We start from the raw sequence: 25,992 nt of genomic DNA on the forward strand, positions 1-25,992 counted from the left end.
GTATTAGTGTTGGGTTATTTTGAGTCTTAGAGATTCCCAATCATTGTTGGTTTCATCTAGGATTTTTTGAATTTTGTTTTTGAATTCGTCCAATCTGGTTATTTCAATCTCTCCATCCTTTTTCCCCTCCAAATAATATTCGAATTCAGATTTAACTTTTTTGAGATTATTGCAAGTCATTGTATACTTCAACCAAATCGTATCATTATTGAAAAAGGCTTTATAGGCTCCAATGATTGTTGTAATTGCCCCTAAGAAAAGAGTGATATTTTTGGTAATAAGATCTAAATCAAAAACAGCATCATCCCCGAGCTCTATTCTAAGACCTGATAAAATTGTAATTATAGCACCTGTTAAGACAATTGCACTATGTTGCCAGATAGAGAGTCTTCTGTTATAGCTTCTCTTCTTGGCAAAACTGGATATATGTATATCCAGACTTTCACCTAGATATTTCTTTTTAGCTTTTGCTTCGTCAACCATATTTCAAAAAGGATATCTAATTCCCATTTAGGAACTTATTTTTTATATAGCTAGTAAGGAAGACAGGGGATGATTTCAAATATAGGACATTTTTTGAATGTGCATGATTTTAACATAAAAAAGAAGAATATTTCATTTAAATTGCACAAAAACCCCAGTTTTTTTAAGGTTTTTGTGCAATCATATTTGTACTAAAAAGGCTATCTTTTCAACTCAATTTTGTGTCCCCAATATATTCTTATTGTTGAATCTTTAATTTGGTAAGAGCCAAATTGTCATATGCTGTACAGCTAAATCAAATTTTCTAGATAAAGCCTTATGCAGAACTGCGCGATTATTGCATGTGTGAAACAAACTAAAATCCCTGGGTATGATAATTGGGCTACTTGGGGAGTAGAAGGTATGGCATTGGACATCATTGATGAATTGGAACCAATCTTTGGTAATAACTTATTATATATAGGTCCAAATGCAAGTAGGGACGAAATTGTAGATGGTATTTCAAATTTCACGCAGCAGTTGGATAAAGAAGGATTTTGCTTTTTCTATTTTCATGGACATGGGGATACTGTTCGTGGTGCTAAAGTAAATGATGAAAAGACTGATCAGGTGTTGGTTTGTTCCGATAAATTCCTTTGGGATGACACTATGGAAGAGACCTTAAGCCTTTTTATGCCAACTCAAAGAGTTTTGACTTTTGTCGACAGTTGTTCCTCGGAAACTGTTGTTGAATGGTCTCTCTTTAATAGTTCCAAATATCCACAGATTATTCACATTGCAAGTTCTGAAGATGGAGCTATTGCATTAGCGTATACAAGCGGGGGACTGATGTCTACTAATTTTCTCAATATAATATATAATGCCAATTACTACAATATGACGTATCAATCCTTGATTACTGAACTCAAGCTTAATGCAATTCGGTCTAAATGTCTTGTAAAAAAAACTAGTAATGTCAATCATAAATATCTTAATAAAGAATTATTCACTTAAACCAGTAAGTATGCGTGCTATATATTTTTTCCTCTGCTTCTTTTTAGCTAGTTGCGCCCAGAGTATTGTTTCTATAGATTCATCAAAAATAGATTATGAAGATATTCCTAATTATGAAATCTTAAGTTATTATTCTTTGCCTAAGACTGTTCTTCGCATTAAGGTACCTGTTGCGAAAAAAAAGCCCAAACCGGGAATAGCTATTAAGAATTCTTGTGCTTTAGAACTGGTAAAAACCTATTTTGGTTGGGAACCTGTAAAGGTCCCTGAGGAAATTTTTGCTCTTGATAAAAAGATTACCATTTCCACCCTAGCTGTTCCAGACCCAAAAAAAAGATATGCACTCAGTTATAGGAAGTCAAAATCACTGGCGCAGTCCTTAAATTTGTCTTTCTCTAAAGACGGATTTATACAATCTGGAGAATTTGCTCAGGAAAGCAAGGTTTTTGATATTACTAAAAAATCCATTGAAATTTTGGGAAATGCAGTCGGGGCATTATCGGGCTTGGGCAGTGAAGCGATGGGAGATATAAAGACAAAAGACTGTACGCTTGACAGTTTAAAGGACGAGCGAATTAAAAGATTAATTAAAGATGCTTTTAAGCTGTACGGAATTCAATACAGCTTGATCAATAAGCCTACAAATAGTGTTAATTCCACAGATATAGTGAAATACCATTTGAAAGAAGTGGATAAGCAGTTGAAAACGATAAAGAATGTTTTAATGGGTTATATTTCCAAGGATATATATTATGTGACCCTGGATATTGATCCTAAGGAAGACTTCAAATCCATCGAGCTTTTGCAACTCGACCCTAAAAAAGGATTGTTAGCTCCAGCAGGAAACAAAGCATTTAATAAACTTTCTTCTCAGATTAGTGTAGCAAACTCATCTAAAACAAAAAAATTGGAATTGAAAGCAAAAAAGCTAATTAACGCTCAGAAAATAGATGTGCGAGAACCACGAACTATTTTGGTTGAAGGTGAGCAAGGAAAGGAATTAAACGTGGATGCTTTTCTTTACTACAATATTCCTTCCAAATATGAATTGTTTTTGGTTTATGATGGAAAACCATTGTCCTCATATAGCTCTAGCGAGGACAAGAAGGGTAAGGATGTTTATACAGCATTTTTCCCACAAATAGGTAAAGTCGCTTATTTACCAAAGGATTTCAAGGAGGCCAATGTAGTATATTATGAGGATATAGGTGCTTTAAAATCTGTAAAGTTTGTCAAAGAACCCGACGTTACTGCAGAAAGAGTCGAAGGAATATATATGGCTTTGGATTCCATCAGAAAGGTTTCCAAGGCCTTGAAAGAAAAAAAGAAAGAAGAAAATAAAGAAGACGTTGAAGAAGTGGAACAAGAAATTATGGAACAGGTAATTCGTTTGATAATTGAGAACGGTAATGCGGTTCCTTCAGCAAATGATTAAATTCAGTGTTATGTTGGAATGGATAAATCATAACTTGTATATACTTATCATAATCTTGTTGATTATTATCTTGGTTTTGACCACCATAAACGTTCTTTGGAATAGAAACATTGTAGAGACAAAAAAAAGTATTGAATCAAAGGATAATATAATAGGTGTATATTACTTGCCCACTACTTTAATCCAGATTACTGTTGTTACTAAAATTCTAATCGAACAAGACAAGGAAGGTAAAATAGAATCATGTAAAATTAAAGAGCAGCTTTTCAGGCTTAAAACAGAAACAAGGCCAGATACCTCAATACCCCTTTATTTGAACTATAAACACAATCCTTTTTCTGATGAAAAAATAGCCTTTCAAACCAATGAGATGGGATTATTAGAAACTTTGGAGACAATTTCGGATAACAAGGGCAAGGACATTTTGGTTACCCTAGCAAATGCTCCTGCAGGAATCTTTACGGAAAAGTCGTTTGACAAAGTGAGTCTATTTCGAAAAAAAAAGGAGGTTGTCATAGTAGAGAAAGAATATGAGAGGGATTTCCAAGTATTTGTCAATGATATTCTAGAAGAGGATGTCCAGATTCCATGGAAAATTAATGTCTTTTCCGAAATGGATATTGATGAATTTCGTGAAGTTATTGCTGATTTTACTCTAAAACAAGAGAATGCCGTAAGCCGGGACATCATGATGCTTCAGGAATTTCAGAATGGGTTATGCTTTAGGTCCAAAAGTGTCCTAAGACTTTGCATACATGGTCATATGAATGTCTCGAATGAAAAGATAATCAAATTGAATTATTTTGATTCTCGGAATGTGTTTTCGGTTCCTATTAAAACAGTTCCATTTGCCAAACGTGTGCATAAAATAACCGTAAAAGATGGCGAACTTTGCTCTCACGAGCTCTCAAATCCTTCAGCAATCAAAGGATTTATTGCGGTTCCAATTAAGGTGGCAAAGGCTATCGTGTCTATTCCGGCACAACTGATTAGTCTGCAAATTAAGAATATCGGAAAGCATCATGAATTAGAAAAACTTCACTTAGATAACCAAAAAGAACTAACTACAAAGGAAAAAGAATTAATTGAAGCTAAAAGAGAATTGCTTAAAACACAGGCAAACTTGTCCGAACTTAAAATGCAAGCATCTAAAGAAATTGATCGTTTACATTCAAAATTAAAAAAGCATACACCATAGCTGTGCGTGTCTCTTATCATAAGTAAAAATTTATGCGTATAAACTTCCGAACCTAAATTTTAAATGGCTCAATTTATTTGAGTTTTAGTGTTTTTGCGTTTTTATGCTCACCGAATAGGTGACTTTGCCTATTAAAGTAACTTTACCTCACCTAAATTGACCCAAAAACAACCAAATTATATTTAGAAAGGTATTATGTAATGGAAATGCTTAATGGTAAAACAGATGTGTGCACAAGGATGCTATATCTATTTTAGGAACATTTTCTGCCTATTTCGTTTTAAGTATTATCCTTCCTGTCTCAAAAAATGTTGATTTTACGATTTTTCTAATTTTGCTTGAAATGTATTGCTAACAAGCTTGGATAAGGAACTGTGTTTTTCTTTTACGTTTCGGAAGCTAATAAAATATCATTTACTCCTCGGTGAGAATTAGCTTTTTTATTGTATCAATAACATGCAATTCTAAAACTAAATGATACACTGCAATCCTTATTCCCAAATACTGCTAGAAAGGAGTTTTGCGAACATCTATCGGAGTTAGATTTGATTGCAATCCTGATGATTTTTTTAAACGAGACAGGAAGGTTTATAATAAATTATTTTCCTGCTCTGCTAAAAAAATATATTTTGGCATCTGTGTATGAAATACACAGATAACAGCAATTGGAAAAAAATATGCTCCATTGATCTTGTTTACAGGCACATAGATTTTTCCTTTTGACAAAGGACATTGTTTTAACTAATATAATCTTTTATGATTTTTGGAACTAGTGGGTTATTATGGAATTTGAGGTTTCACCTGAAATATAGATTACTTTGGGTTTTTACAATGCTATTTGTTTTGGGCGGCTGTAAGAAATCTGAGGAAAAACCGCCTCCGAATATTCTTTGGATTGTAAGTGAAGACAATAGTGCCTATTTAGGTTGTTATGGAGATTCCTTGGCAATTACCCCCAATCTGGATAAAATGGCAAGGGAAGGACATCTTTACACCCATGCCTATGCCAACGCACCAGTGTGTGCACCTGCAAGAAATACTATTATTACAGGAGTATACGCCAATTCAAATGGGAGTCAGCACATGAGGAGTAATAATCTTTTATCCGAGACAGTGCGGTTTTTTCCAGAGCACCTACGTGAGAAAGGATACTATTGTACCAATAATGAAAAAGAGGACTATAATACCACAGTAACTAGAACTATTTGGGATGAATCTTCTGAAACCGCCCATTATAGAAATCGCAAAGATGGACAGCCTTTTTTTCATGTTAGGAACATTCATACAACCCACGAAAGTCGCTTACATGATTCTATTCCACTTTCGGAGCTTATACATAGGCCAGAAAAAATGGTAATACCCCCTTACCATCCAACAACTAAAGATATTAAACATGATTGGGCCCAATACTATGACAGAATTACCCAAATGGATGCTGAAGTAGGAGAGATTTTGGAAGAGTTGGAGAGAAGTGGTTTAGCGGAGAATACTATCATTTTTTACTTCAGTGACCATGGTGGTGCTTTGGCTCGAAGCAAACGCTACCTTTATGAAACTGGCACGCATGTACCTTTTATTGTACGTATTCCTGAAAAGTATAAAGAATGGAGACCTTCTGCTATTGGAGACTCTGTCGACAGGCTGATTTCCTTCGTTGATTTAGCGCCCACTATGTTAGGGCTTGCCAACATAATCCGCCCCGAATATTTGCAAGGAACCGTGTTTTTGGGCAAATACAAAGAAAATGCACAGGACTATGTTCATATGTTCAAGGGAAGAATGGATGAACGTTATGATATGTCGAGAGCAATTCGCGATAAACGCTTCAGGTATATCAAAAATTATAATCCCTTTCGAGTCCATGGCCAACCTCTAAGCTATTTGTTTAGAGCAAGATCTATTAGGTCGTGGCAAAGGGAATGGGAATCTGGAAATTTAAATGAAGTTCAATCTCTTTTTTGGAAAACCAAGCCTCAAGAAGAACTTTATGATACTGAAAATGATCCGTGGGAAGTATATAACTTGGCGGATGACCCAGACTATTTGCCGGTTTTATTGCGAATGAGAAAGGAAAATTTGAATTGGGTAAATACAATAAAAGACTCAGGTTTTATTCCAGAAGCGGAACTCGAAGAGCAAACCAAAGGAACGACAATCTACGATTATTTGCGTTTGAGTGAAAGTGAATTATCCGATGTAATCGAAGCCGCTGAAAATGCATCTTTGGCTAACAGTAATTCTCTACCAATTCTAATGGAATATTTAAATTCTGAAAATAGTTCAATACGTTTTTGGGGAGCCACAGGTCTACGTATTATACAGGATGATGTCAAGATTGAGTCTGAACCCATAGAACAAGCAATTGATGATTCTTCAATAAGTGTTTCTAATATGTTATCTGAGATTCTTTATGAACTTGGAGAAAAAGAAAAGGGTAGATTGAAGCTCATCGAAAACCTTAAGAAGGGAAACCATTATTCTCGGGTCCATACCCTAAACATAATAGATATACTCGGACTTGATGATAAAGAGACAAAACAGACCGTTATCGAGTTTTACCAACAAAACTTTGAAAATAATCGTAACCGTTATGATTTAAGAATGGCGAGACACCTATTTAAAAAATGGGGCATAGAAATGGATTTAGGACCAAACTATAAGGTTTGATGGCCTCGGATATTGTTTTTATGACCAATTGCTGTTACTCTTTAATTTAGGAATATCTTATAAATCATCGTATTTTTTGATTTTATAATAAAAAAATATCATTTTATTAAGAATAATATATTTTCATATTAATTTTGTTGTAGATTTATAACACTTCGTTTAATCCAATTAAAATTGAAACTTGCACATAAACATATTGAGATATGTAGTGGTGATAGACCAACTGAGATGGAAACTAAGTCAAACGGTCATGGTAAACCATCCGATTTACAACTTTGGCAAGAGTTTAAGTCTGGGAATGAAACAGCTTTTGCGACTATGTACAACGAAAATGCCGGAAGGTTGTTCAACTACGGAATAAAATTGGTTCATGAGCAGGATTCAGTAAAAGACGGCATTCAAGACCTTTTCGTTGAATTGTGGAACAATAAGGAAAGGTTGGGTGAAGTAAAATCCATAAAATCTTATTTATATCGGTCACTTCGAAGAAAACTAATTTCACAGGCTTCGGAAAGAAGAAAGAAACTGAGTTTTTTTCATTGTTTTGAAGGTTTGGAGGAAACAGTTTCATCCCAGGAAATAAACTTAATTGAAAAACAGAATTTCGACGAACAAAGGCTCAAACTAAAGCGAGCTATGGGAATGCTCAATGCCAAACAGCAAGAAATAATTCATCTAAAATTCTATGGCCTTTTGAGCTATGATGAAATTGCTGAGATAATGTCCATTGATAAAAAGGGAGCATATAACTCCATTGCCTATGCTTTAAAATTACTGCGTCAACATTTAGGTGTTCTTTTGACTGCACTAGTTTTCCATCTTATCTAAAATGCCTTTTCTTAGTTAAGTTATTGAATTTTAATGTATTAAGAAGTATACGCTTCTTTTTTTAAAAACTTTTGTCTAAGAATTTATCAAAAATTCCACCTTTTTTTAAGTAAAAACGTAAAAATATCCTCTTACTAATTGAAAATTGAAAATTAGTAAAACTTCTTATTGACAAAAATGAAGTATGCCCACTACTCTGAGGAGGATTTTATAAAGGATGAATATTTTCAAAATTGGGTCTTGAACAATGACCCAATGGCAGACAATTTTTGGAAAAATTGGATGAAAGACCATCCTGAGAAGGAAGCGGCAGTTGAAAAGGCAAGGCGCTTTATTGTTTTGATGCATTATGACCAAGATGAACTTTCTACCCAAGATTTTGACGCTATGTGGCGAAACATTGTGGAGAGAAGAGAGGATACGGCCTCTATGATTGGAAATCAAAAAACCATTTCGAAACTTAAAAACCTGGCATGGTTACGTGTGGCAGCTATCTTTATTGGATTGATTGCTACCGGCGTGGGCATTTACTTTGTGAAGCCCTTTGCTTCAATCGAAACGTCCTTACCCTCTGATTCCCAAATAACGCTCCAGCTTGAAGATGGTAGTATAAAAATATTGGAAGAAAGTACTTCTGGTACCATAAAGAATGGAGAAGGAAAAACAATTCTTACCCAATTACAAAGTACCATATCATATCGTGAAGGAAACTCCACAACAAAAACTCTAAAGTACAATCAGCTATCCGTTCCATATGGCAAAAAGTTTGAACTGATTTTATCTGATGGATCTCATATTTTTTTGAATTCTGGCTCCAATTTGCGTTATCCCGTAAGGTTTCTAGATGGCGAACCAAGAAATGTGTATTTGAACGGAGAAGCTTATTTCTCGGTTCAGAAAGACTCTGGAACCCCTTTTACAGTAATCACTGATGATATGAACACACAAGTTTATGGCACCGAGTTTAACGTTTCAAGTTACAAAAATGAAAACAACACTTCAACCGTTCTTGTGGAAGGGAGCGTTGGGGTTTATAGGTCAAACAATGAAGAAGCCATCGGGCCGATTATGATAGAACCGGGCCAACGCGCAATTTTCGAGAATAACTCTATTGGGGTAGAAGAGACAGACGTATCAAAATATATTGCTTGGAAGGATAATAAATTACTTTTTGTCAATGACCGTTTTGATTTGATTCTGAAAGAACTCGAACGACATTTTAATGTTGAAATTGAAAATTACTTTTTGGAACTCAATGACAAAAAAATTACAGGAACTTTTGAAAAAGAGCCACTTACAAAAATCTTGAAGATATGCCAAGAACATACTCCTTTTGACTATGAAATAGATGGAGATAAAATTACTATCACTAAGATAAACCAAGAGATGAAATAATAAATTAAACAATTAGCCTATGAAGTAAAAAAAATCGGAAAGTGTTGCCACACCTTCCGATTCAAAAATGATCTAGTCGTAAGATAACTAACTAAATACTATTCAAAATTATGAAAAAACCGAAGAACTCTCTTCGACAATGGGAAATTGTATTCCCAAAGTTTGATTTGAAAATGAGAATATCGCTTCTGCTCATATTGACAACCTTTTTTCAGTTACAGGCAGAATCTGGATATGCACAAAATGCCAAAATTTCACTTAAAATGGCAAATGCTTCTGTTCAGGAAGTAATGAACGAAATCGAAACGGTTTCAGAATTCAAATTTTTCTATAGCAAAGAAGAACTTGATTTAAACCGAAAAGTAACCGTAAATGTCAAAAGGCAACAGATAGAGAGCATTTTGAAAAAGCTCTTTCCATTGGGTACTATAAAGTACAAGGTCATTGATAGACAAATAGTGCTTACACCATTACCCGTTGGGAATAACAATGTGCAATCTCCCAACCGATCAAATTTGCCTGAGCAGCGCGACCAATTCCAAGTTTCTGGTATGGTAACCGATTCAAATGGTGCCCCATTACCTGGGGCCAATATCGTTGAGAAAGGTACTGCCAACGGTGTACAATCAGATTTTGATGGCAATTTCTCGCTGTCAGTAGCCAATGAAAATGTAACATTGGTAGTATCCTATATTGGATTTGCGACCCAGGAAATACCCCTTAACGGTCGATCCACGGTAAACGTAGCTTTGGAGGAAACATCATCTGGATTGAATGAAGTTGTGGTTATTGGTTATGGTACCCAAGTTAAGAGTGATTTAACCGGGGCATTGGTTTCTTTGGACGATGAACAGATCAACAGCATCAATGCACCAAGAGTTGAAGAAAGGTTGAAGGGCCAGACACCCGGCGTCCAGATAAGCTCCGCTTCCAACCATCCGGGAGGTACCGTTCAAATACGTATTCGAGGAAGCAACTCAATTCAAGGCGATAACAACCCATTGATTGTGATTGATGGTCTTTTAGGAGGTGATTTGGCCTTTATCAATCCAGATGATATCGCTTCTTTAGAAGTGCTAAAAGATGCCTCGGCAACTGCGATCTATGGTTCGAGAGGTGCTAATGGAGTAATCATCATCACTACCAAGAAAGGCAAGACAGGAAAACCGACCGTGACTTTTAATACCTACGGAGGGGTACAGGTGGTCAATAAAAAAATAAACCTTTTGGACGCCGATCAATGGAGAACATTATTTAATGAGAATGGAAATACTACGGGAGCTGAAGAAAATCTTGTTGCCAATACCGACTGGCAGGAGGAGATATTTCAAACTGCTCCAATACAAAATTACCAACTATCGGTTTCTGGTGGTGATGAAAATACGCAATATTTGCTTTCGGCCAACTATTTTAGTCAAGAAGGCGTTATCACCAACGCAGATTTCACACGTTCTACAGTTCGATTGAACCTAAACCATAAACTGGGTAAAAGGATACGAATTGGTAATAACCTTTCCTATTCGAGAACCCTGAATAATTTGGTGAAGATGAACCAAGGATTTGGAAATGCAGGTGGCCCCGTAACATTTACAGCCCTTCTTTCCTCCCCGGCTTATCCTGTATTTGATGAAACTATAAATACGTTCTCTTACAATCCTTTTTCAACCAATATAGATAACCCTGTGCGCTTGGTGAACCAAAGGAACGATTTACGGACTACTAATTACCTATTTGGGAACCTTTTTGGAGAACTTGATATTGCTAAGGGCTTGACTTACAAGCTTAACTTTGGCTATATTCTTCAAAACTTTTTACAACAACGTTATGATAGTCGAGAACTTGTTGGCGCCTTGAACCAAGGTTTCGCCAATGTCAATACACGGAATAGGACCGATTTTTTATTGGAACATACACTCAACTATTCCCGTGTGTTCAATGATAAGCACAATCTAAATGTTCTGGCCGGTTTTACCACACAAGAGATTGAGAACAAAGGCCTTTCGACAAGCGCAAATGGCTTTTCAAGTGATGAACTTGGATTTAATGGTATTCAATTGGCAGAGAATATAGGTCCCGCGTCAACCTTTTTCAATAGAAGGACCATTGCCTCTTTCTTAGGAAGAATCAACTATACCTTTGATAGAAAATATTTGTTTTCCGCTTCGTTTAGAGCAGATGGCGCCTCGGTTTTTGCGGCTAATAATAAATGGGCCTATTTTCCTTCGGCATCCATTGGTTGGCGTATCAGCCAAGAGAATTTCCTAAAGGAAAGTAAGACGATCAGTAACCTTAAATTACGTGGGAGCTATGGTGAAACGGGTAGTCAGGCCATCAATCCTTATCAATCGTTGGCAGCTTTCCAATCAGGAATTGAATTTACGTTTGGAGACAATTTAGCTTTTAATGGAGCAATACCCTCCAGGATAGCAAATAACGATCTGAAGTGGGAAACGACCACCTCTTACAATATAGGACTTGATCTTGGGTTGTTTAACCAGCGGATTGATTTAACCGCCGAGTATTATTATAAAAAGACCGAGGACCTTTTGTTTAATAAGGAACTTCCAAAATATACTGGTTTTGATACCCAGGTACAGAACATTGGTAGTATGGAGAACAAAGGGTTTGAATTTTCCCTTAATACTGTAAATGTCTCAAAGGACAAATTCTCATGGAACACCAATTTCAATATTTTCTTCAATGAAAATAAAGTATTGGATTTGGGCGGTGACGAAGACATCATTCTCGAGTCGGGATCACCGTTCGCTGAAATCAGCGACAGTGGTATTTTGACACCAGGTGAGCCTTTAGGGTCTTTTTATGGTTTTGTATTCGATGGTATTTATCAAAATCAGGCTGAGGTTAATGCCATTGATGATCCAACCGCCGCCCCTGGTCGAGTTAAATTCAGGGATATCAATGAAGACGGAGTAATTGATTCCGAGGATAGGACGATTATTGGCAATGCGCAACCCGATTTTATTTGGGGTTTCACCAATAACTTTTCTTTTGGAAACATCGATTTGGATTTTACCCTACAAGGTGTTCAGGGAAATGATGTTTTTTGGACTACTGAGTTCCTTCTTTCTGGTGTTGGTGAAACGAGAAATTCTTTAGCAAATGTTGTTAATTTCTGGAATGGCGAAGGTACGAGCAATACGGTCCAGGCCTTGGGCGAAGCGCCTGGGTCAATGTCGAGCAGATACATACACGACGGATCATATATACGTCTTCAAAACCTTTCATTAGGCTTTAATTTGCCCAGACCCGTATTGGATCGTTTAAAAATGAAAGCGGCTAAAATCTATGTAAGCGGCCAAAATTTATTCACTATTACTGATTATCCAGGCTATGACCCTGAAGTGAATTCGAGAGGAGGAGACCAGACTTTGTCCAATCAAAACATCTTATTGGGCTATGATCATGGAGGTTTTCCTGGAGTGAGAATTTATAACATAGGCCTTAACGTAACATTTTAAGAATATAAAAAATGAAAAATATAACAAAAGTATTCATGGCTATGCTCTTGATGTTATCGTCGAGTGCATGTAGTGATTTTTTAGAAGAAGAGCCAAAAGATTTGTTAACCCCCTCTCTTTTTCCTGCATCAGAAAATGATGTAGTACAGTTGATGGGCGGCGTATTGACCAGAATGGGAAGAGGTGTTTATTATGATAGAGGTCTATGGGATGTAATAGCGGCTGGTTCGGACCATGTAACAGGTCGATTTGAACCAGGGAATCCTAGAGGCGATTTAGAGCACTATACTTTTTTGACTGATAATCAATTTATTTTGGACGTATGGCAAACGAATTATTTCAATATTAATGCCATGAACCAAATATTGGCTGCAATAGAAGGTAAAGAAGACAATTGGGTACCAGGCTACAGAGGAGCAGCCCTAACGTTGAGGGCATTTTCCTATTTTAATTTGGTCCGATTGTACGGTGATATACCTGTGATTACGGAACCCATTACAGATTTACAATCCGGTATTGATATTGCCCGAAGCCCCGTAGCTGAAGTTTATTCGCAAATAGAACAAGATCTTTTGGAAGCTGAGGATTTGCTTGATGGTGTGGATTTGGGAAGGGACGGACTTCCTACCGTAGGCTTTGCCAAAACACTTTTGGCCACAGTATATTTGACCATGGCGGGCTTTCCGTTACAAGATGAATCCAAATGGGCATTGGCCGCTGCCAAAGCTGCAGAGGTTAAGGCCTCAGGCACCTACAGTCTGGTAAGACCCTATTCAGATCTTTGGCTCTTAGAAAATGAAAATGGCCCTGAACATATTTTTTCTATACAGTACACGCTGGGAGGGTCCAATGATACCAGAAGTTTGATTACAGCCAGGACAAGACCTAGAGTGGTAGGCTCATTACCAGGTTTCGGACAATTTTATGGAGACTTGGACCTATTCAATAAATTTTCTTCGGATGATGAGCGTTTATTTGTTTCAATGGATACCACTTTGGTCAGTACGGAGACCAATGATCCTACTTCGCCACCAAGAACATATTCCTTCCGGGAATGGGGCAGAATTGAAAGGGAAAGAGTACCCAGGATAAATAAATATTTTGACTCTGGCCGACCCCCAGAACAATGGTTTGAATTTTCCAGACGGACGGCAACCAATCAAGTGGTTTTTAGATATGCAGAAGCTCTGTTGATACTTGCTGAAGCGGAGAACGAAGCGAACAGCGGTCCTACCCCAGCAGCATATGAAGCTATAAATGAGGTTAGGGACCGTGCAGGATTAGCACCATTGAGCGGTTTAAGTGAGTCAGATTTTCGGGATGCCGTAAGGCTTGAAAGAGAACTGGAACTATGTTTCGAACTAAAGCGAAGATATGACCTTGTCAGATACGGTACTTTTTTCGATGTAATGTCTCAAGATGAATTTGCTGTTGATGGAATTCAACCACACAATGTGTTATATCCTATTCCTGAGAACGAGATAAGCATTAATCCGAACCTGACCCAAAACGATGGGTACTAACAAAAGCTTGGAAAACTGTATAATTAGTTTGAGTTAGCTATTGATCATTAGAGGGCGTTAACAACCCATCCAGATTTACGAATTGGTATAACGCCCTCTGTGATTAAGATTCTTACGACTGTCTTAACATTTTTCTTGACATCCAACCTGATTACGATAAAACTTATACAATATAACATGGTATGGCTATAGCTCATTTTATGGCAGGGTCAAAACTCCTCTTCCCTCAAATTCTTAGAACGAGTTTGCTGGTGAAGTTGATTTTGTGGAATTTGATTGCAGGTACAAACCTATCTGCCCAAAATATTCGACCAGATCAAAAACCCAACATCATTCTCATTTTAGCTGATGATATGGGGTACGGTGATGCATCTGTCTATGGGCATCCGACCATTCAGACTCCCAATATCGATCAACTGGCGGAAGAAGGACAACGTTGGACAAATTTTTATGTCGCTGCCAGTGTATGTACACCTAGTAGGGCGGCATTATTGACAGGCAGACTGCCAATTAGAAATGGCATGTGCAGTGACAAGAGACGTGTTTTTTGGTCATCCTCCAAAAGAGGATTGCCTTCAGAGGAAATCACCATTGCTGAAGCCTTAAAGGAGGTAGGGTATACAACGGCCTGTATTGGGAAGTGGCATTTGGGACACAAAAATCCAAAATACCTCCCTATTAGTAATGGTTTTGACTACTACTATGGCATTCCCTACAGCAATGATATGAACAAGACCCAGAAGATGACAAAGGAGCTGTACCAGAATCCAAAAATTTCATATTACAACGTTCCATTGATGGAAGGAGACAAAATAATTGAACGACCTTTTGAACAACACACAGCAACCAAACGATATACCCAAACAGCCCTAAAATTTATTAAGGAGAATAAAAGTTCCCCCTTCTTTATCTTTTTATCACACAGTATGCCCCATGTACCCCTTTTTGCTTCAGAATCTTTTAGAGGAAAAAGTGAAAGAGGGCTTTATGGAGATGTTATCGAAGAAATTGATTGGAGTGTAGGAGAGTTGATACGAACACTTCAAGAAGAAGGTTTGGAAGAGAACACGCTTGTAATTTTCACTTCAGATAATGGTCCTTGGAAAATGCTCGACGAACACGGCGGCTCGGCTGGTCAATTTAGGGGAAGCAAGGGATCGACTTGGGAAGGTGGAATGAGAGTCCCTGCTATTTTTTGGTGGAAAAGCGCAGTTAAACACGGAGTAATACGAGAAATGGCGGCGACTTTAGACTTGTTTCCAACAATATGCAGCCTAACAGGAGCAAAGTTCCCAAAAGATAGAGTTATGGATGGTTACGATTTAACAGCCACGCTCCTTGAACAAGAAGAAAGTGATCGCGATGAGATGTTTTTCTACATGGGTCGTCAACTTTTCGCTGTACGAAAGGGCAACTTCAAACTTCATTTCAAGACAAGGGAAATAGCTGGGTTTAGAAAATATTACAACATGGAACACAGTACTCCACTATTGTTCAACCTTGGTGAGGACCCCTCGGAGCAATATGACATTGCTGCTAAATATCCTGAAAAAGTCAAAGAGCTGAAAAAGTTGGCTGAGGAGCATTTAAGAAACATAGAACCCTATGATGATCAAATTGCCCCACGTGACGGTGATGTTGGAACAGAAAAATTTTGAATACGGCAACCGATATGAACTATATATGAGATTAATAACTACACTAAAAAAAGTAAGACCACATCGGTTTATGGTCTTGATTTTCTATATGACAACACTGATTGCTCACAGCAGCGAAGGTTTTGGGTCTTCCAGTATTTCGAAAGAGGATTTTGGTACTATGCCCGATGGCAGAAAAGTCTCGCTATTTACTTTTAAGAACAAGAATGGCCTAATAGTCAAGATAACAGATTATGGAGGAACTATAATTTCCATCCAAACCCCGGATAAACTGGGGACTGTAGGTGATATCATAATGGGATATGACACTTTTGACGAACTGTTGAAGAAAAACACCTCTTACTTCGGTGTCCTAGTTGGTAGGTATGCCAATAGGATTGGTAACGCAAAATTTAATTTGGATGACCAGGAATACGAACTAACTGCCAACAACGGAGTTCACCACCTGCATGGTGGGAATAACGAGAGTTTTGATAAGGTACTGTGGTTCTCTGAAATTGTTGAAGAAGGGAATCAAGATAAACTAAGACTTACCTATCACAGTTCAGAAAGTTCATCAGCATATCCAGGAAACTTGAACATTCATGTCGATTACAGTCTGACGGATGACAATGAATTGATACTTGAATACAAGGCTTGGACAGATAAGATCACCATTATAAACCTTACCAATCATGCCTATTTCAATCTTTCAGGATTGGGACCTTCAACAAATACAATGCAAAATGTGCTCTCCCATCAAGTTTACATAAACGCTGATTTTTATACCCCTGTGGATGAAACACTGATTCCTACCGGGGAAATTCTTTCCGTAAGAAATACACCCATGGATTTTTTAGTATCAAAATCCATTGGTAAAGAAATCCAACTTGTTGAAGGAGGGTTTGATCACAATTTTGTACTAAACAAAAAAGAAAGAAATGAACTGACTTTAGCGGCGAAAGTGGTCGAACCCAAATCAGGAAGAACCTTAAAAGTATTTACCACAAAGCCTGGACTACAATTTTATTCAGGAAATTTTCTTGATGGACAACAAATAGATAAATACGAAAAATCAATTATTAAGCATGGTGGTTTCTGTATGGAATCGCAGTTTTTCCCCGATTCACCCAACAAGTCCCATTTTCCAAGTCCGGTGCTAAGGCCTGGCGAAGTTTATCACCACACAACCATTTATCAATTCGGTATAGAAGGCAAATAGGATGAAGAAGAATACGGAAATACAGGTTCGAAATTTCTCTAAAGCGCGATTGTCATTTTGCCTTTTGTTGTCCCTATACTCATATGTTCAGATGATGGCCCAGTCAAATGAGGGCAAAGATTGTTATACCAAACTTCAAAATGACACTTTATACATAGGGAACAGTTTGATTGAGAGACAGTTTTTATGGAACAAGGGCAATCTGATTTCTACAATCTTAAAGAACAAAGAAAGTGGCCAAGCATGGATTTTAAAAGACAGAAACCCTACTACGTCATTTCCGTTCAAGCCCAATTATGAAGGTAATGGAAGCTTTAAGTCACAATGGAACCATAGAAATTGGACTGCATCAGAACATCTTGAAGTAGAGGTTTCCTGTGAATTGGGAAAGCTTTCTTTGAAAAAAGTGTTCCGCATTTATCCCAACACACCGGCAATTGCATGTGATTTCTTTGTTAAAGGCATTGCTGAGGGAGATTGGAAAGGGCAAAAAATAGCTGTTGATATGACCTCTGGTGTTGAAAAAAAGATACTTAAACAATTAGAGGAGCAAAGCCCTGTGCCTGTTATGGATAAATTGGTCTTTGACCATGGCCATTGGAAATTTGATTTGGTGGATTTTAAAGATGTGACCGACATCAATAATAATCTGGTAAAACACTCCACCTATTTAACTTTTACGAAACCCTTATTGTTAAGGGGTAATCTATTGTTCGCAAAGGATTTGAAGAATGGAGGGCAACTGTTCATGCTAAAAGAAGCCCCTCTTTCCGATAAACAATTACATTATCCTGGATACGATTTCTACTCTAAATCAAATGAGTTGCGAGCAGTGGGCTTGGGACTGACACCTTCCGACATTAAAAAAGAAGATTGGACCAAAGCTTACAGTTTGGCGGTTGGTGTTGCCGGTAGGGGAGAACTTAACAAGCTTTCAGCACTGAGAAAGTATCAAAAAAAACTTCGCATTCACTATCCTGAACGTGATGAAATGGTAATGATGAACACATGGGGTGACCGAGGCCAGGACGGAAAACTAAACGAAGACTTTGCAATAAGAGAGCTTGAAGCTGCTGCAAAACTGGGCATCACCCATTTTCAATTGGATGATGGTTGGCAAAAGGGACTTTCCAAAAATTCAAAAGACCCTACTGGAAAACTTTGGAACTCCTGGGATGCAGATAGCTGGCGACCACACCCACAAAGATTTCCTAATGGACTGGAACCGATTTTGAAAAGCGCTAAGGAACTCAACATCAAATTGGCACTCTGGTTTCACCCTAGCGACGCCGATAGCTATGGAAATTGGGGGCAAGATGCAGAAATACTTTTATCCCTTTACAAGAAATACGGCATTACCAACTTTAAAATTGATGGTATTGAACTACCCAACAAACAAGCAGAAAACAATCTTCGAAGTTTTTTGAACAAGGTTTTGGAAGAAACCGAGGGGCAAGTTGTCTTCAACCTTGACGCTACGGCTGGAAAACGAGGAGGCTATCATTATATGCAAGAATATGGTAATGTTTTTTTGGAGAACCGGTATACCGATTGGGGAAACTACTATCCGCATTGGACTTTGAGAAATGCTTGGATGCTTTCACGCTATGTGCCACTGGAACGGTTTCAACTTGAGTTTTTGAATAAATGGCGCAATAGAGATAAGTATGCCGAAAACGACCCTTTTATACCCTTTCAGTTGCCATTTGACTACCAATTTGCCATTACCATGATGGGTCAGCCGCTGGCATGGTTCGAAGGGAGCAATCTACCGAACGGAGCATTTTCCATAGCAAATTCAATACAAGTTTATAAGAAGCGTATGTACAATATGCATTCGGGTACAATTTTGCCTATTGGCAAGGAACCAAGTGGAAAATCTTGGACGGGTTTTCAATCTATCACAGATGACCGATCGGGTTATTTTTTGGTGTTCAGGGAAGGCAATGAAATACCGAATGAAAACATCCGAACATGGATTCCGGAAAATGAGCGGGTCTCGCTTACCTGTCTGTTAGGTTCTGGAAAAGATTTTGAAACAACGACAAGGGAACAAGGGAAGGTTGAATTCAGCCTTCCTGAACCACACAGCTATGCCCTGTATAGATACTTTAGAAATGATGTGCCATGAAGATGATGACGAATAGAAATATGGTTTCCGTTTCAACTATAAAGAGTCGCTTTGTAAAACATTGCGCGTTATTACTCCCTGTTGTTATAATTGGCTGTAACCCTATTCAAAATGCAACTTCAAAAAACAAGGATAATCCGCCAAACATCCTGTTTATAGCTGTAGATGACCTCAGGCCCGAACTTGGTTGCTATGGGAAGCCACAAATACTTTCCCCGAATATTGACAAGTTGGCTGCGCAGGGTTTTCTTTTTGAAAACGCCTACTGCAACATTCCTGTATGTGGGGCTTCGCGCGCCAGCATTTTAACAGGGCTACGGCCCAATCCAAATAGATTTCTAGCCCACAATAGCTATATAGACAAAGATGCCCCTGGTGTAGAGACTCTTCCCGAACTGTTCAAAAATAATGGCTACATAACACTGAGCATGGGAAAAGTACTCCATAACTGGGAGGATGATGCCCTTCAAAGTTGGACTGAAGCACCATGGAATCCCAAACTACTGGTGTCGGGGTCAGCGGGTAGAAAAAGGTTGAATTATCAACGGGCTGAAAATACGAACAGGAGACCTCCTTATGAAAGGGCAGATGTTGCAGACAGTGCTTACCATGATGGTAAACTTACCAATAAGGTCATTAAAAAACTAGGTTTATTGGCTGAAGGTGAAAAGCCTTTTTTCATGGCCGTGGGCTTTGTAAAACCGCACCTACCCTTTAATGCTCCAGCTAAGTATTGGGACCTCTATGACTCAAAGGCTTTGCAATTCCCAGAATTTATGAAATATCCAGAGAATGCTCCTGAAGAATCACATCACAATTCGTCTGAGTTACGAACGTATGATGGTATTCCCAGTAAAGGACCTATAACGGATGAGATGGCTCGTACGTTGATTCATGGCTACTATGCCTGTACCAGCTATATCGATGCACAGATAGGGTTGATCGTGAATGAACTTGAAACCCTGAAACTTAAAGAAAATACCATCATAGTCTTGTGGGGAGATCACGGATGGAGTCTCGGTGAACATGGTCTTTGGTGCAAACACTCTACATACAATGTGGCCATGAAGGCTCCTTTGATCGTTTATGTACCTAGTAAAAAGGGAGGTCATAAAGTGTCAGGGCTGGTAGAGTTCGTTGATATGTATCCCAGTCTCGTAGAGCTTTCAGGTTTGCAAAAACCCTCTCACTTACAAGGAAAGAGCTTCACACATCTCTTGGATAATCCCAACAGAATGGGTAAAGATGCGGTATATGGGCGTTGGAAAAACTCAGATTTTATGAGGACCGATGGTTTTAGCTATACAGAATGGTTTTCCGAAAATGGGAAATCCCAGGCACGAATGCTCTATAATCTTGATCGGGACCCAAATGAAACAAGCAACCTAGCAGAACTGCCCGAACACCAACAATATGTAAAGCGCCTCAGTATGGCACTAAAAGAAATCAGAAAAATAGAATAAAACCACAAATACCAAAAAAAAACTCAAATGACGATAAACAAAAATATGGCATTGAAGCCGGTTCTATTCCTAACGGTTCTCTCCCTATTCTTCGGTTGCAAAGAAGAAAAAAAGAACCAGAACGAACAGAAGACCCTGGCAGAATTTTCGCAAATGAATCCCGATACGTTCAAGGAGTACATCGAAAAATTCAATACTGAGGACGGGTATGCCATGAAATCCTACGTAAAAAATGATAAAGCATGGGCTTGGCTCCGAGGTCAAATTCCTTTATTTGAGTGTCCGGACAAAACCATCGAAAATACCTATTACTTCCGTTGGTGGACGTTACGCAAGCATATCAAAAAAACCAAAGAATCCTTTGTGATGACCGAGTTTCTTCCCGATGTTCCATGGTCAGGGCCCGCCAATACCATTGTCTGTCCTGTGGGCCACCAGTTTAACGAATTTCGTTGGTTTCATGAGACCAGCTATATGGATGACTATTCCAATTTTTGGTTTGAGAAAGGAGAAGTAAATCGGTATTCCAATTGGATTCTTGATGCAATATACCAAAGATACCTAGTCACCAAGGACAAAGAATTGTTGGTTGCCCTACTCCCCAAAATGGTCAAATTTTATGAATCCTTCGAAGAAAAGTATATGACAGCACAAGGCCTTTTTTGGAGTATAGACAATCAAGAAGGTATGGAGTTCAGCATAAGTGGGGTTCCAGATGAGGTCAAAAAAAATAATTTAAAACACAGCCAAGTCTATAAAGCAGGGTTGGCCCATAAAGGATTTAGAGTAGCCACAAATTCGTATATGTATGCTAATGCCAAGGCATTATCAAAGATTGCTGCTTTGGCCGGAGATGAAGATTTAGAAAGCATTTATTCCAACAAAGCCAGACAGCTCAGAACGCTGATTGACGGAACACTATGGGATGACATCCATGGTTTCTATAAATCTTCAATAAATCAAACTGATAATCCCAGTTTATCAGAGGTCAAAGAATTGTCAGGGTACATCCCTTGGTATTTCAACATCCCGAGTGGTGGTAAGGAAAAAGCATGGTCCGAACTTATGGACTCGAATGGATTTTACAGTCCCCATGGTCTAACAACCGCAGAACAAAGCCATCCGAACTTTATGTACGACAATGGCCATATGTGTTTTTGGAATGGCCCCTCTTGGCCCTTCGCGACCACACAAACGTTGGTTTCCATGGCCAATCTCCTAAATAACTATGAACAAAAGATTATAAGTAGGGAAGACTATTTGCAAGTATTACAAGACTATGCAAAATCACACAAAATTATGATGGAGGATGGCAGTGAGGTGGACTGGATCGGAGAAAGTATTGATCCAAAGACCGGCGAATGGATATCCCGAAAAATCATGTATGAAAAAAATAGGGATGATAAGGATAGAGGAGTTCATTACAATCATTCGGGTTATGTAGACTTAATCGTTACCGGTCTGGTAGGCTTAAGACCCCGGGCTGATGAGATACTTGAGGTCAATCCGTTAGTGCCCGAAGATAAGTGGGATTACTTCCGAATGGACAATATTCTATACCAGGGAAGAAACGTAGCCATAGTATACGACAAAACGGGAGAAAAGTACAACTTGGGCAAAGGACTGATGGTTTTCGTTGATGGCAAAAAATTAGGGTTCTCCGAGCAACTTGCCAAAATTGAAGTAGATCTTCCCGCTCTTTCAGGTACCTATGAGGAGACCGATGCAGGTTGGGAAAAATATGATAACAATCCTGTTCTGGGTGGAGATTTAGGAACTTGTTTTGATGTTTCACTTCTTAAGGAAAGGGACCAATTCAAAATGTGGTTTTCCTGGCGTCCTGAAAAAAGCATCGCTTTAACCGAAAGTATAGACGGTAAGAACTGGAATGAACCATTTATTTCTTTAAATGAAAACTCCAATACTGATTGGGAAGAACATGTCAACCGACCTGTAGTGATCAAAAAAGACAATGCCTATGAAATGTGGTATACCGGTCAGCGAATGGGTGAAGACAAAACTTCAAAAATTGGAATGGCCAGGAGTACAGACGGCAAAGTTTTTGAAAAAGTGCAGCCAGAACCCGTCATACATCCTGATGTTCCATGGGAAAAAAATGCCATTATGTGTCCCCATGTGATTTGGGATGAATCCAGTGGAAGCTATAAAATGTGGTATTCAGGAGGGGAACAATATGAACCCGATGCCATTGGCTATGCCACGAGCGAGGATGGAATCAACTGGAAAAAACATCCCGATAATCCCATATTCCAATCAGACAAGAACAATGCTTGGGAATACGAAAAAGTGACCGCTTGTCAAGTTGTAAAGCACAATGGGTGGTACTATATGTTCTACATCGGTTTCCACGATGTGCATTGGGCCCAAATTGGTGTGGCACGCTCAAAGGATGGGATTTCTGAATGGGAACGGCATCCGCAAAATCCTATCATCAAAACAAGCAAGAAGGGGTGGGACCGCGATGCTTGCTATAAACCCTACGTCATTTTTGATGAAGAGAACAATCAATGGATGCTTTGGTACAACGGTCGGAAACTGAGTAAGGAACAGATAGGGCTGGCCGTTCATAAAGGTGAAGACCTTGGCTTTGATTAATAAAGTAACGATGAGAAAGAATATGAAAATATCAATTGTATCGAATATGAAAGGTTTTATCGATCGACATTGCATCTTATGCTGTCTATTAATGCTGACCGCTTGCAAAGCCCAACAACAAGTTGTAATGGAACAGGATGCATGGACCTTTGTAAGCGTACCTGATTTTTTGAACAAAGACACTTATTATCCTCAACCGGGTTTTGAAGAAGGGCTAAGTTTTTTCCTGCAGGCCGTAAAGGCTGAAAATCCAGATTTTGTTTTGGTCCCCGGGGATTTGGTCAATGGGAGATGGCCATCCAAGCTTGAGCCAACAAAAGAGGGAATAGAGGCGAAAGCCGCTATTTTCTATCCAGCATGGAAAGCACGATTGGAGGCACATGGCCTAAATTACTATGTTGCCATCGGCGATCATGAAGTGGGTGATAATCCCTGGCCAGAGGAAAAAGCCAAATTGGTTCCGGTATTTGAAGAACAGTTTCGGAAATACATGCAGATGCCCAATAACGGTCCTGACCACATGAAAGGGCTGGCCTATTACTTTATCCATAAAAACAGTCTGTTTGTTTCCTTAGATGTTTTTGAACCTGGCAAGGGAAAGGAAGGAAATATCGTAGCGCAGGTTACGGGAAAACAACTGGAATGGCTAGATAGCGTATTGGTAGAGAACAAAGGAGTAAATCATGTGGTTGTCATGGGTCACACCCCAATTCTAGGACCTGTAAACCGTTTGCATTCCAGTGGAATGATGCTCGAAAAGGGAAGACAATCACCCTTGTGGAAAACCTTATCCAAATACAATATAGACCTATACCTCTGTGGAGAGGTTCATGCGATTACCTGTACTGAAAAAGACGGGGTTCAACAAATCGCCCATGGCAGTCTGTTCGGATGGAACCCTACGGTAAACTATCTAGTGGGAAAGGTCTCTGAAGATAAAATAGAACTGGAACTTAAGGAAATCGACATAGTTCCAGAAGTCATTGACAGAAAATCCCTGAGCATTTCATTTACAACTGAGGCTATGAAAGAGGGTTTTCGAACTGTTGGCACTCTGACACTTGATAAAGTATCGGGCAAAGTCAGCAAAAAAAAGACGGGGTGTTTTCTTGAAGTAAATCCGAAAAACTAAATGCTAAAGAATCAAGAAGTGATAAAATTTAAAGAGACTTTACTATTAATATTATTTGGGTTTGTAATTACCCTTGGTTGTAATCAAAAGAAACAGCCCCCAGAACCATTGCAAGAAGATAAAAGACCAAACATATTGGTCATCTTGGCCGATGATTTAGGCTATTCCGATTTGGGATGCTATGGAGGAGAGATCAACACACCAAATCTTGATGGTCTGGCTGCCAATGGTACCCGAATCACTCAAATGTACAATTCTGCCAGATGCTGCCCCAGCAGGGCATCACTCCTTACCGGTCTTTATCCACATCAAGCTGGTATGGGTGAAATGGCCGCAAAAGATAGGGGATTACCTGGATACAGAGGGATTTTGACGCCGAATTCGGTAACCATTGCAGAGGTTTTGAAAACGGCAGGTTATCGAACCTTTGGTGCCGGTAAGTGGCACGTAAATTATCCCGGCCCCACTGAAAGAGGGTTTGAAGAATTCTATGGATTTCTTGAGGATTATGGTGTGGATAGTTTTGAACCCAAATGGATGCAGCGTTATCCAAAAGGCAGGGAAGAACGAAAGTACAAAGAAGGGGAATTTTTTGCCACTGATGCGATAACCGACTACACCTTGGATTTTTTAGAATTGGGCAAGGAAACCCCCGACCAACCTTGGTTCATGTATGTTTCTTACCAAGCAGCGCATTTTCCGGTGCAGTCTTGGCCCAAGGATTCTGAAAAATACATCGACACCTATAGTGTTGGTTGGGACACAATAAGGGCCAGACGCTTTGAACGAATGAAAGAGTTGGGTGTGATTACCAAAAATATCACCCTCTCAGAAAGGAGTCAAATGGTGAGACCAAAGAGTGCCATTGGCAAAGGCATACCTGGTGATGGAATACATAATCCAGCATGGGAACTGTTGGACAAAGACCGTCAAGCCGACCTAGCAAAAAGAATGGCGGTTTACGCGGGGATGGTTGATAATATGGACCAAAATATCGGTCGCATTATTCAATACTTAAAAGAAAATGGGGAACTGGAAGACACATTGATTCTTTTCTTAAGTGACAATGGCGCCTGTGGTGAATGGAATACCTTCGGCTTTGAATATCCCGACCACAACGCCCGTGTTCACGGTAACTCCCTGTTAAACCCCAATTTGCTTCACAAAGGGAAGAGTTTGGAGAAACTGGGTGGTCCTGATGGCCCGCTATTCAGTTATGGTTCTGGATGGGCGAATGCAAGCAACACTCCTTTTTCACTGTACAAGATGTTTACTCACGAGGCTGGCATAAGTACGCCATTTATAGCACACTGGCCAGAAAAAATTGAGCAAGGAACCATTTTCAACAATCGTTATGCACATTTCAACGACATTATGGCAACCTGTGTTGATATTGCACAAGCGGAATACCCTATTACACACAACGGAAATGATATTACACCTATGGAAGGGGTAAGTCTGTTTCAGACCTTAAATGATATTTCACAACCTAAACGGGTTTTGACATTTGAACATTGGGGCTATCCTGCCATCCGAATCGGAGACTGGAAACTGGTTAGTCGCAAAAATGTGTTTACGGCAAACGGATTTAAGGAAGATGCAAAATTTGAGTTGTACAATATTACTGCTGACCGTTCGGAGACCTATAATCTCGCCGATCAGTATCCAGATAAAGTCGAGGAAATGAAAACCTTGATGTTGAGCGAGTTCAAGAGAACCCAGGTTCTTCCCAAAGCAACTTCTGACTAACTCAAAAAAAGAAAAAAATTATTAACCCGTAAATCACTAAA

General features: G+C 38.9%; 16 protein-coding genes. 15 read left to right on the plus strand and 1 reads right to left on the minus strand.

Annotated elements, in window-relative coordinates; genetic code table 11:
* Positions 1 to 3: 3 nt before the first annotated feature.
* Positions 4 to 483: a DUF4231 domain-containing protein gene (locus tag KIM67_RS10710; RefSeq protein ID WP_213831330.1), complete on the minus strand. Its 480-nt coding sequence runs from the start codon at positions 481 to 483 to the stop codon at positions 4 to 6.
* Between the two features lie 318 nt (positions 484 to 801).
* On the opposite strand from KIM67_RS10710, the gene KIM67_RS10715 reads away from it, so the two are divergent.
* The 15 genes from KIM67_RS10715 (at position 802) to KIM67_RS10785 (ending at position 25,951) form a co-directional block, all read left to right on the plus strand.
* Positions 802 to 1,476: a caspase family protein gene (locus tag KIM67_RS10715; RefSeq protein ID WP_213831331.1), complete on the plus strand. Its 675-nt coding sequence runs from the start codon at positions 802 to 804 to the stop codon at positions 1,474 to 1,476.
* Between the two features lie 10 nt (positions 1,477 to 1,486).
* Positions 1,487 to 2,911, plus strand: a complete 1,425-nt coding sequence (locus KIM67_RS10720; RefSeq protein ID WP_213831332.1) for a DUF4831 family protein — start codon at positions 1,487 to 1,489, stop codon at positions 2,909 to 2,911.
* A 10-nt stretch (positions 2,912 to 2,921) separates the two neighbouring features.
* Entirely contained in the window at positions 2,922 to 4,109 is a 1,188-nt protein-coding gene (locus KIM67_RS10725) for a hypothetical protein (protein ID WP_213831333.1), read from the plus strand.
* A gap of 831 nt (positions 4,110 to 4,940) precedes the next feature.
* On the plus strand, positions 4,941 to 6,776 hold the full coding sequence (locus KIM67_RS10730) for a sulfatase-like hydrolase/transferase (protein ID WP_213831334.1): 1,836 nt from the start codon (positions 4,941 to 4,943) through the stop codon (positions 6,774 to 6,776).
* 228 nt (positions 6,777 to 7,004) lie between these two features.
* Positions 7,005 to 7,604: an RNA polymerase sigma factor gene (locus KIM67_RS10735; protein ID WP_213831335.1), complete on the plus strand. Its 600-nt coding sequence runs from the start codon at positions 7,005 to 7,007 to the stop codon at positions 7,602 to 7,604.
* A 177-nt stretch (positions 7,605 to 7,781) separates the two neighbouring features.
* Positions 7,782 to 8,999 (plus strand): FecR family protein, encoded by a 1,218-nt coding sequence (locus KIM67_RS10740; RefSeq protein ID WP_213831336.1) that lies wholly within the window; start codon positions 7,782 to 7,784, stop codon positions 8,997 to 8,999.
* Positions 9,000 to 9,109: 110 nt separating this feature from the next.
* Complete coding sequence (locus KIM67_RS10745; RefSeq protein ID WP_213831337.1) at positions 9,110 to 12,478, plus strand: TonB-dependent receptor; 3,369 nt, start codon at positions 9,110 to 9,112, stop codon at positions 12,476 to 12,478.
* Positions 12,479 to 12,489: 11 nt separating this feature from the next.
* Positions 12,490 to 14,001, plus strand: a complete 1,512-nt coding sequence (locus KIM67_RS10750) for a RagB/SusD family nutrient uptake outer membrane protein (RefSeq protein WP_213831338.1) — start codon at positions 12,490 to 12,492, stop codon at positions 13,999 to 14,001.
* Positions 14,002 to 14,183: 182 nt separating this feature from the next.
* On the plus strand, positions 14,184 to 15,659 hold the full coding sequence (locus KIM67_RS10755; protein ID WP_250149235.1) for a sulfatase: 1,476 nt from the start codon (positions 14,184 to 14,186) through the stop codon (positions 15,657 to 15,659).
* Positions 15,607 to 16,860, plus strand: a complete 1,254-nt coding sequence (locus KIM67_RS10760) for an aldose epimerase family protein (protein ID WP_213831339.1) — start codon at positions 15,607 to 15,609, stop codon at positions 16,858 to 16,860. The genes KIM67_RS10755 and KIM67_RS10760 overlap by 53 nt, the downstream gene beginning before the upstream one ends.
* A gap of 1 nt (position 16,861) precedes the next feature.
* Complete coding sequence (locus KIM67_RS10765; protein ID WP_213831340.1) at positions 16,862 to 18,991, plus strand: alpha-galactosidase; 2,130 nt, start codon at positions 16,862 to 16,864, stop codon at positions 18,989 to 18,991.
* 2 nt (positions 18,992 to 18,993) lie between these two features.
* A complete protein-coding gene (locus tag KIM67_RS10770; RefSeq protein WP_250149236.1) occupies positions 18,994 to 20,454 on the plus strand; it encodes a sulfatase in 1,461 nt (486 codons plus the stop codon).
* Positions 20,455 to 20,481: 27 nt separating this feature from the next.
* The gene (locus tag KIM67_RS10775; RefSeq protein WP_213831341.1) at positions 20,482 to 23,070 is read left to right on the plus strand and encodes a family 43 glycosylhydrolase; all 2,589 of its coding nucleotides are present in this window, start codon (positions 20,482 to 20,484) and stop codon (positions 23,068 to 23,070) included.
* A gap of 46 nt (positions 23,071 to 23,116) precedes the next feature.
* Positions 23,117 to 24,202, plus strand: coding sequence for a metallophosphoesterase (locus tag KIM67_RS10780; RefSeq protein ID WP_213831342.1), 1,086 nt, complete (start codon positions 23,117 to 23,119; stop codon positions 24,200 to 24,202).
* On the plus strand, positions 24,203 to 25,951 hold the full coding sequence (locus tag KIM67_RS10785) for an arylsulfatase (RefSeq protein WP_213831343.1): 1,749 nt from the start codon (positions 24,203 to 24,205) through the stop codon (positions 25,949 to 25,951).
* The last annotated feature ends 41 nt before the right edge of the window (positions 25,952 to 25,992 follow it).

It is taken from the genome of Flagellimonas sp. 389 (assembly GCF_018449435.1).
Lineage (GTDB): Bacteria > Bacteroidota > Bacteroidia > Flavobacteriales > Flavobacteriaceae > Flagellimonas.

Bases quoted from the DNA above. Each gene is read 5' to 3' on its own strand.
- KIM67_RS10710 (WP_213831330.1), bottom strand. From the start codon at position 483: ATGGTTGACGAAGCAAAAGCTAAAAAGAAATATCTAGGTGAAAGTCTG.
- KIM67_RS10715 (WP_213831331.1), top strand. From the start codon at position 802: ATGCAGAACTGCGCGATTATTGCATGTGTGAAACAAACTAAAATCCCT.
- KIM67_RS10720 (WP_213831332.1), top strand. From the start codon at position 1,487: ATGCGTGCTATATATTTTTTCCTCTGCTTCTTTTTAGCTAGTTGCGCC.
- KIM67_RS10725 (WP_213831333.1), top strand. From the start codon at position 2,922: ATGTTGGAATGGATAAATCATAACTTGTATATACTTATCATAATCTTG.
- KIM67_RS10730 (WP_213831334.1), top strand. From the start codon at position 4,941: ATGCTATTTGTTTTGGGCGGCTGTAAGAAATCTGAGGAAAAACCGCCT.
- KIM67_RS10735 (WP_213831335.1), top strand. From the start codon at position 7,005: ATGGAAACTAAGTCAAACGGTCATGGTAAACCATCCGATTTACAACTT.
- KIM67_RS10740 (WP_213831336.1), top strand. From the start codon at position 7,782: ATGAAGTATGCCCACTACTCTGAGGAGGATTTTATAAAGGATGAATAT.
- KIM67_RS10745 (WP_213831337.1), top strand. From the start codon at position 9,110: ATGAAAAAACCGAAGAACTCTCTTCGACAATGGGAAATTGTATTCCCA.
- KIM67_RS10750 (WP_213831338.1), top strand. From the start codon at position 12,490: ATGAAAAATATAACAAAAGTATTCATGGCTATGCTCTTGATGTTATCG.
- KIM67_RS10755 (WP_250149235.1), top strand. From the start codon at position 14,184: ATGGCTATAGCTCATTTTATGGCAGGGTCAAAACTCCTCTTCCCTCAA.
- KIM67_RS10760 (WP_213831339.1), top strand. From the start codon at position 15,607: ATGATGATCAAATTGCCCCACGTGACGGTGATGTTGGAACAGAAAAAT.
- KIM67_RS10765 (WP_213831340.1), top strand. From the start codon at position 16,862: ATGAAGAAGAATACGGAAATACAGGTTCGAAATTTCTCTAAAGCGCGA.
- KIM67_RS10770 (WP_250149236.1), top strand. From the start codon at position 18,994: ATGATGACGAATAGAAATATGGTTTCCGTTTCAACTATAAAGAGTCGC.
- KIM67_RS10775 (WP_213831341.1), top strand. From the start codon at position 20,482: ATGACGATAAACAAAAATATGGCATTGAAGCCGGTTCTATTCCTAACG.
- KIM67_RS10780 (WP_213831342.1), top strand. From the start codon at position 23,117: ATGAAAGGTTTTATCGATCGACATTGCATCTTATGCTGTCTATTAATG.
- KIM67_RS10785 (WP_213831343.1), top strand. From the start codon at position 24,203: ATGCTAAAGAATCAAGAAGTGATAAAATTTAAAGAGACTTTACTATTA.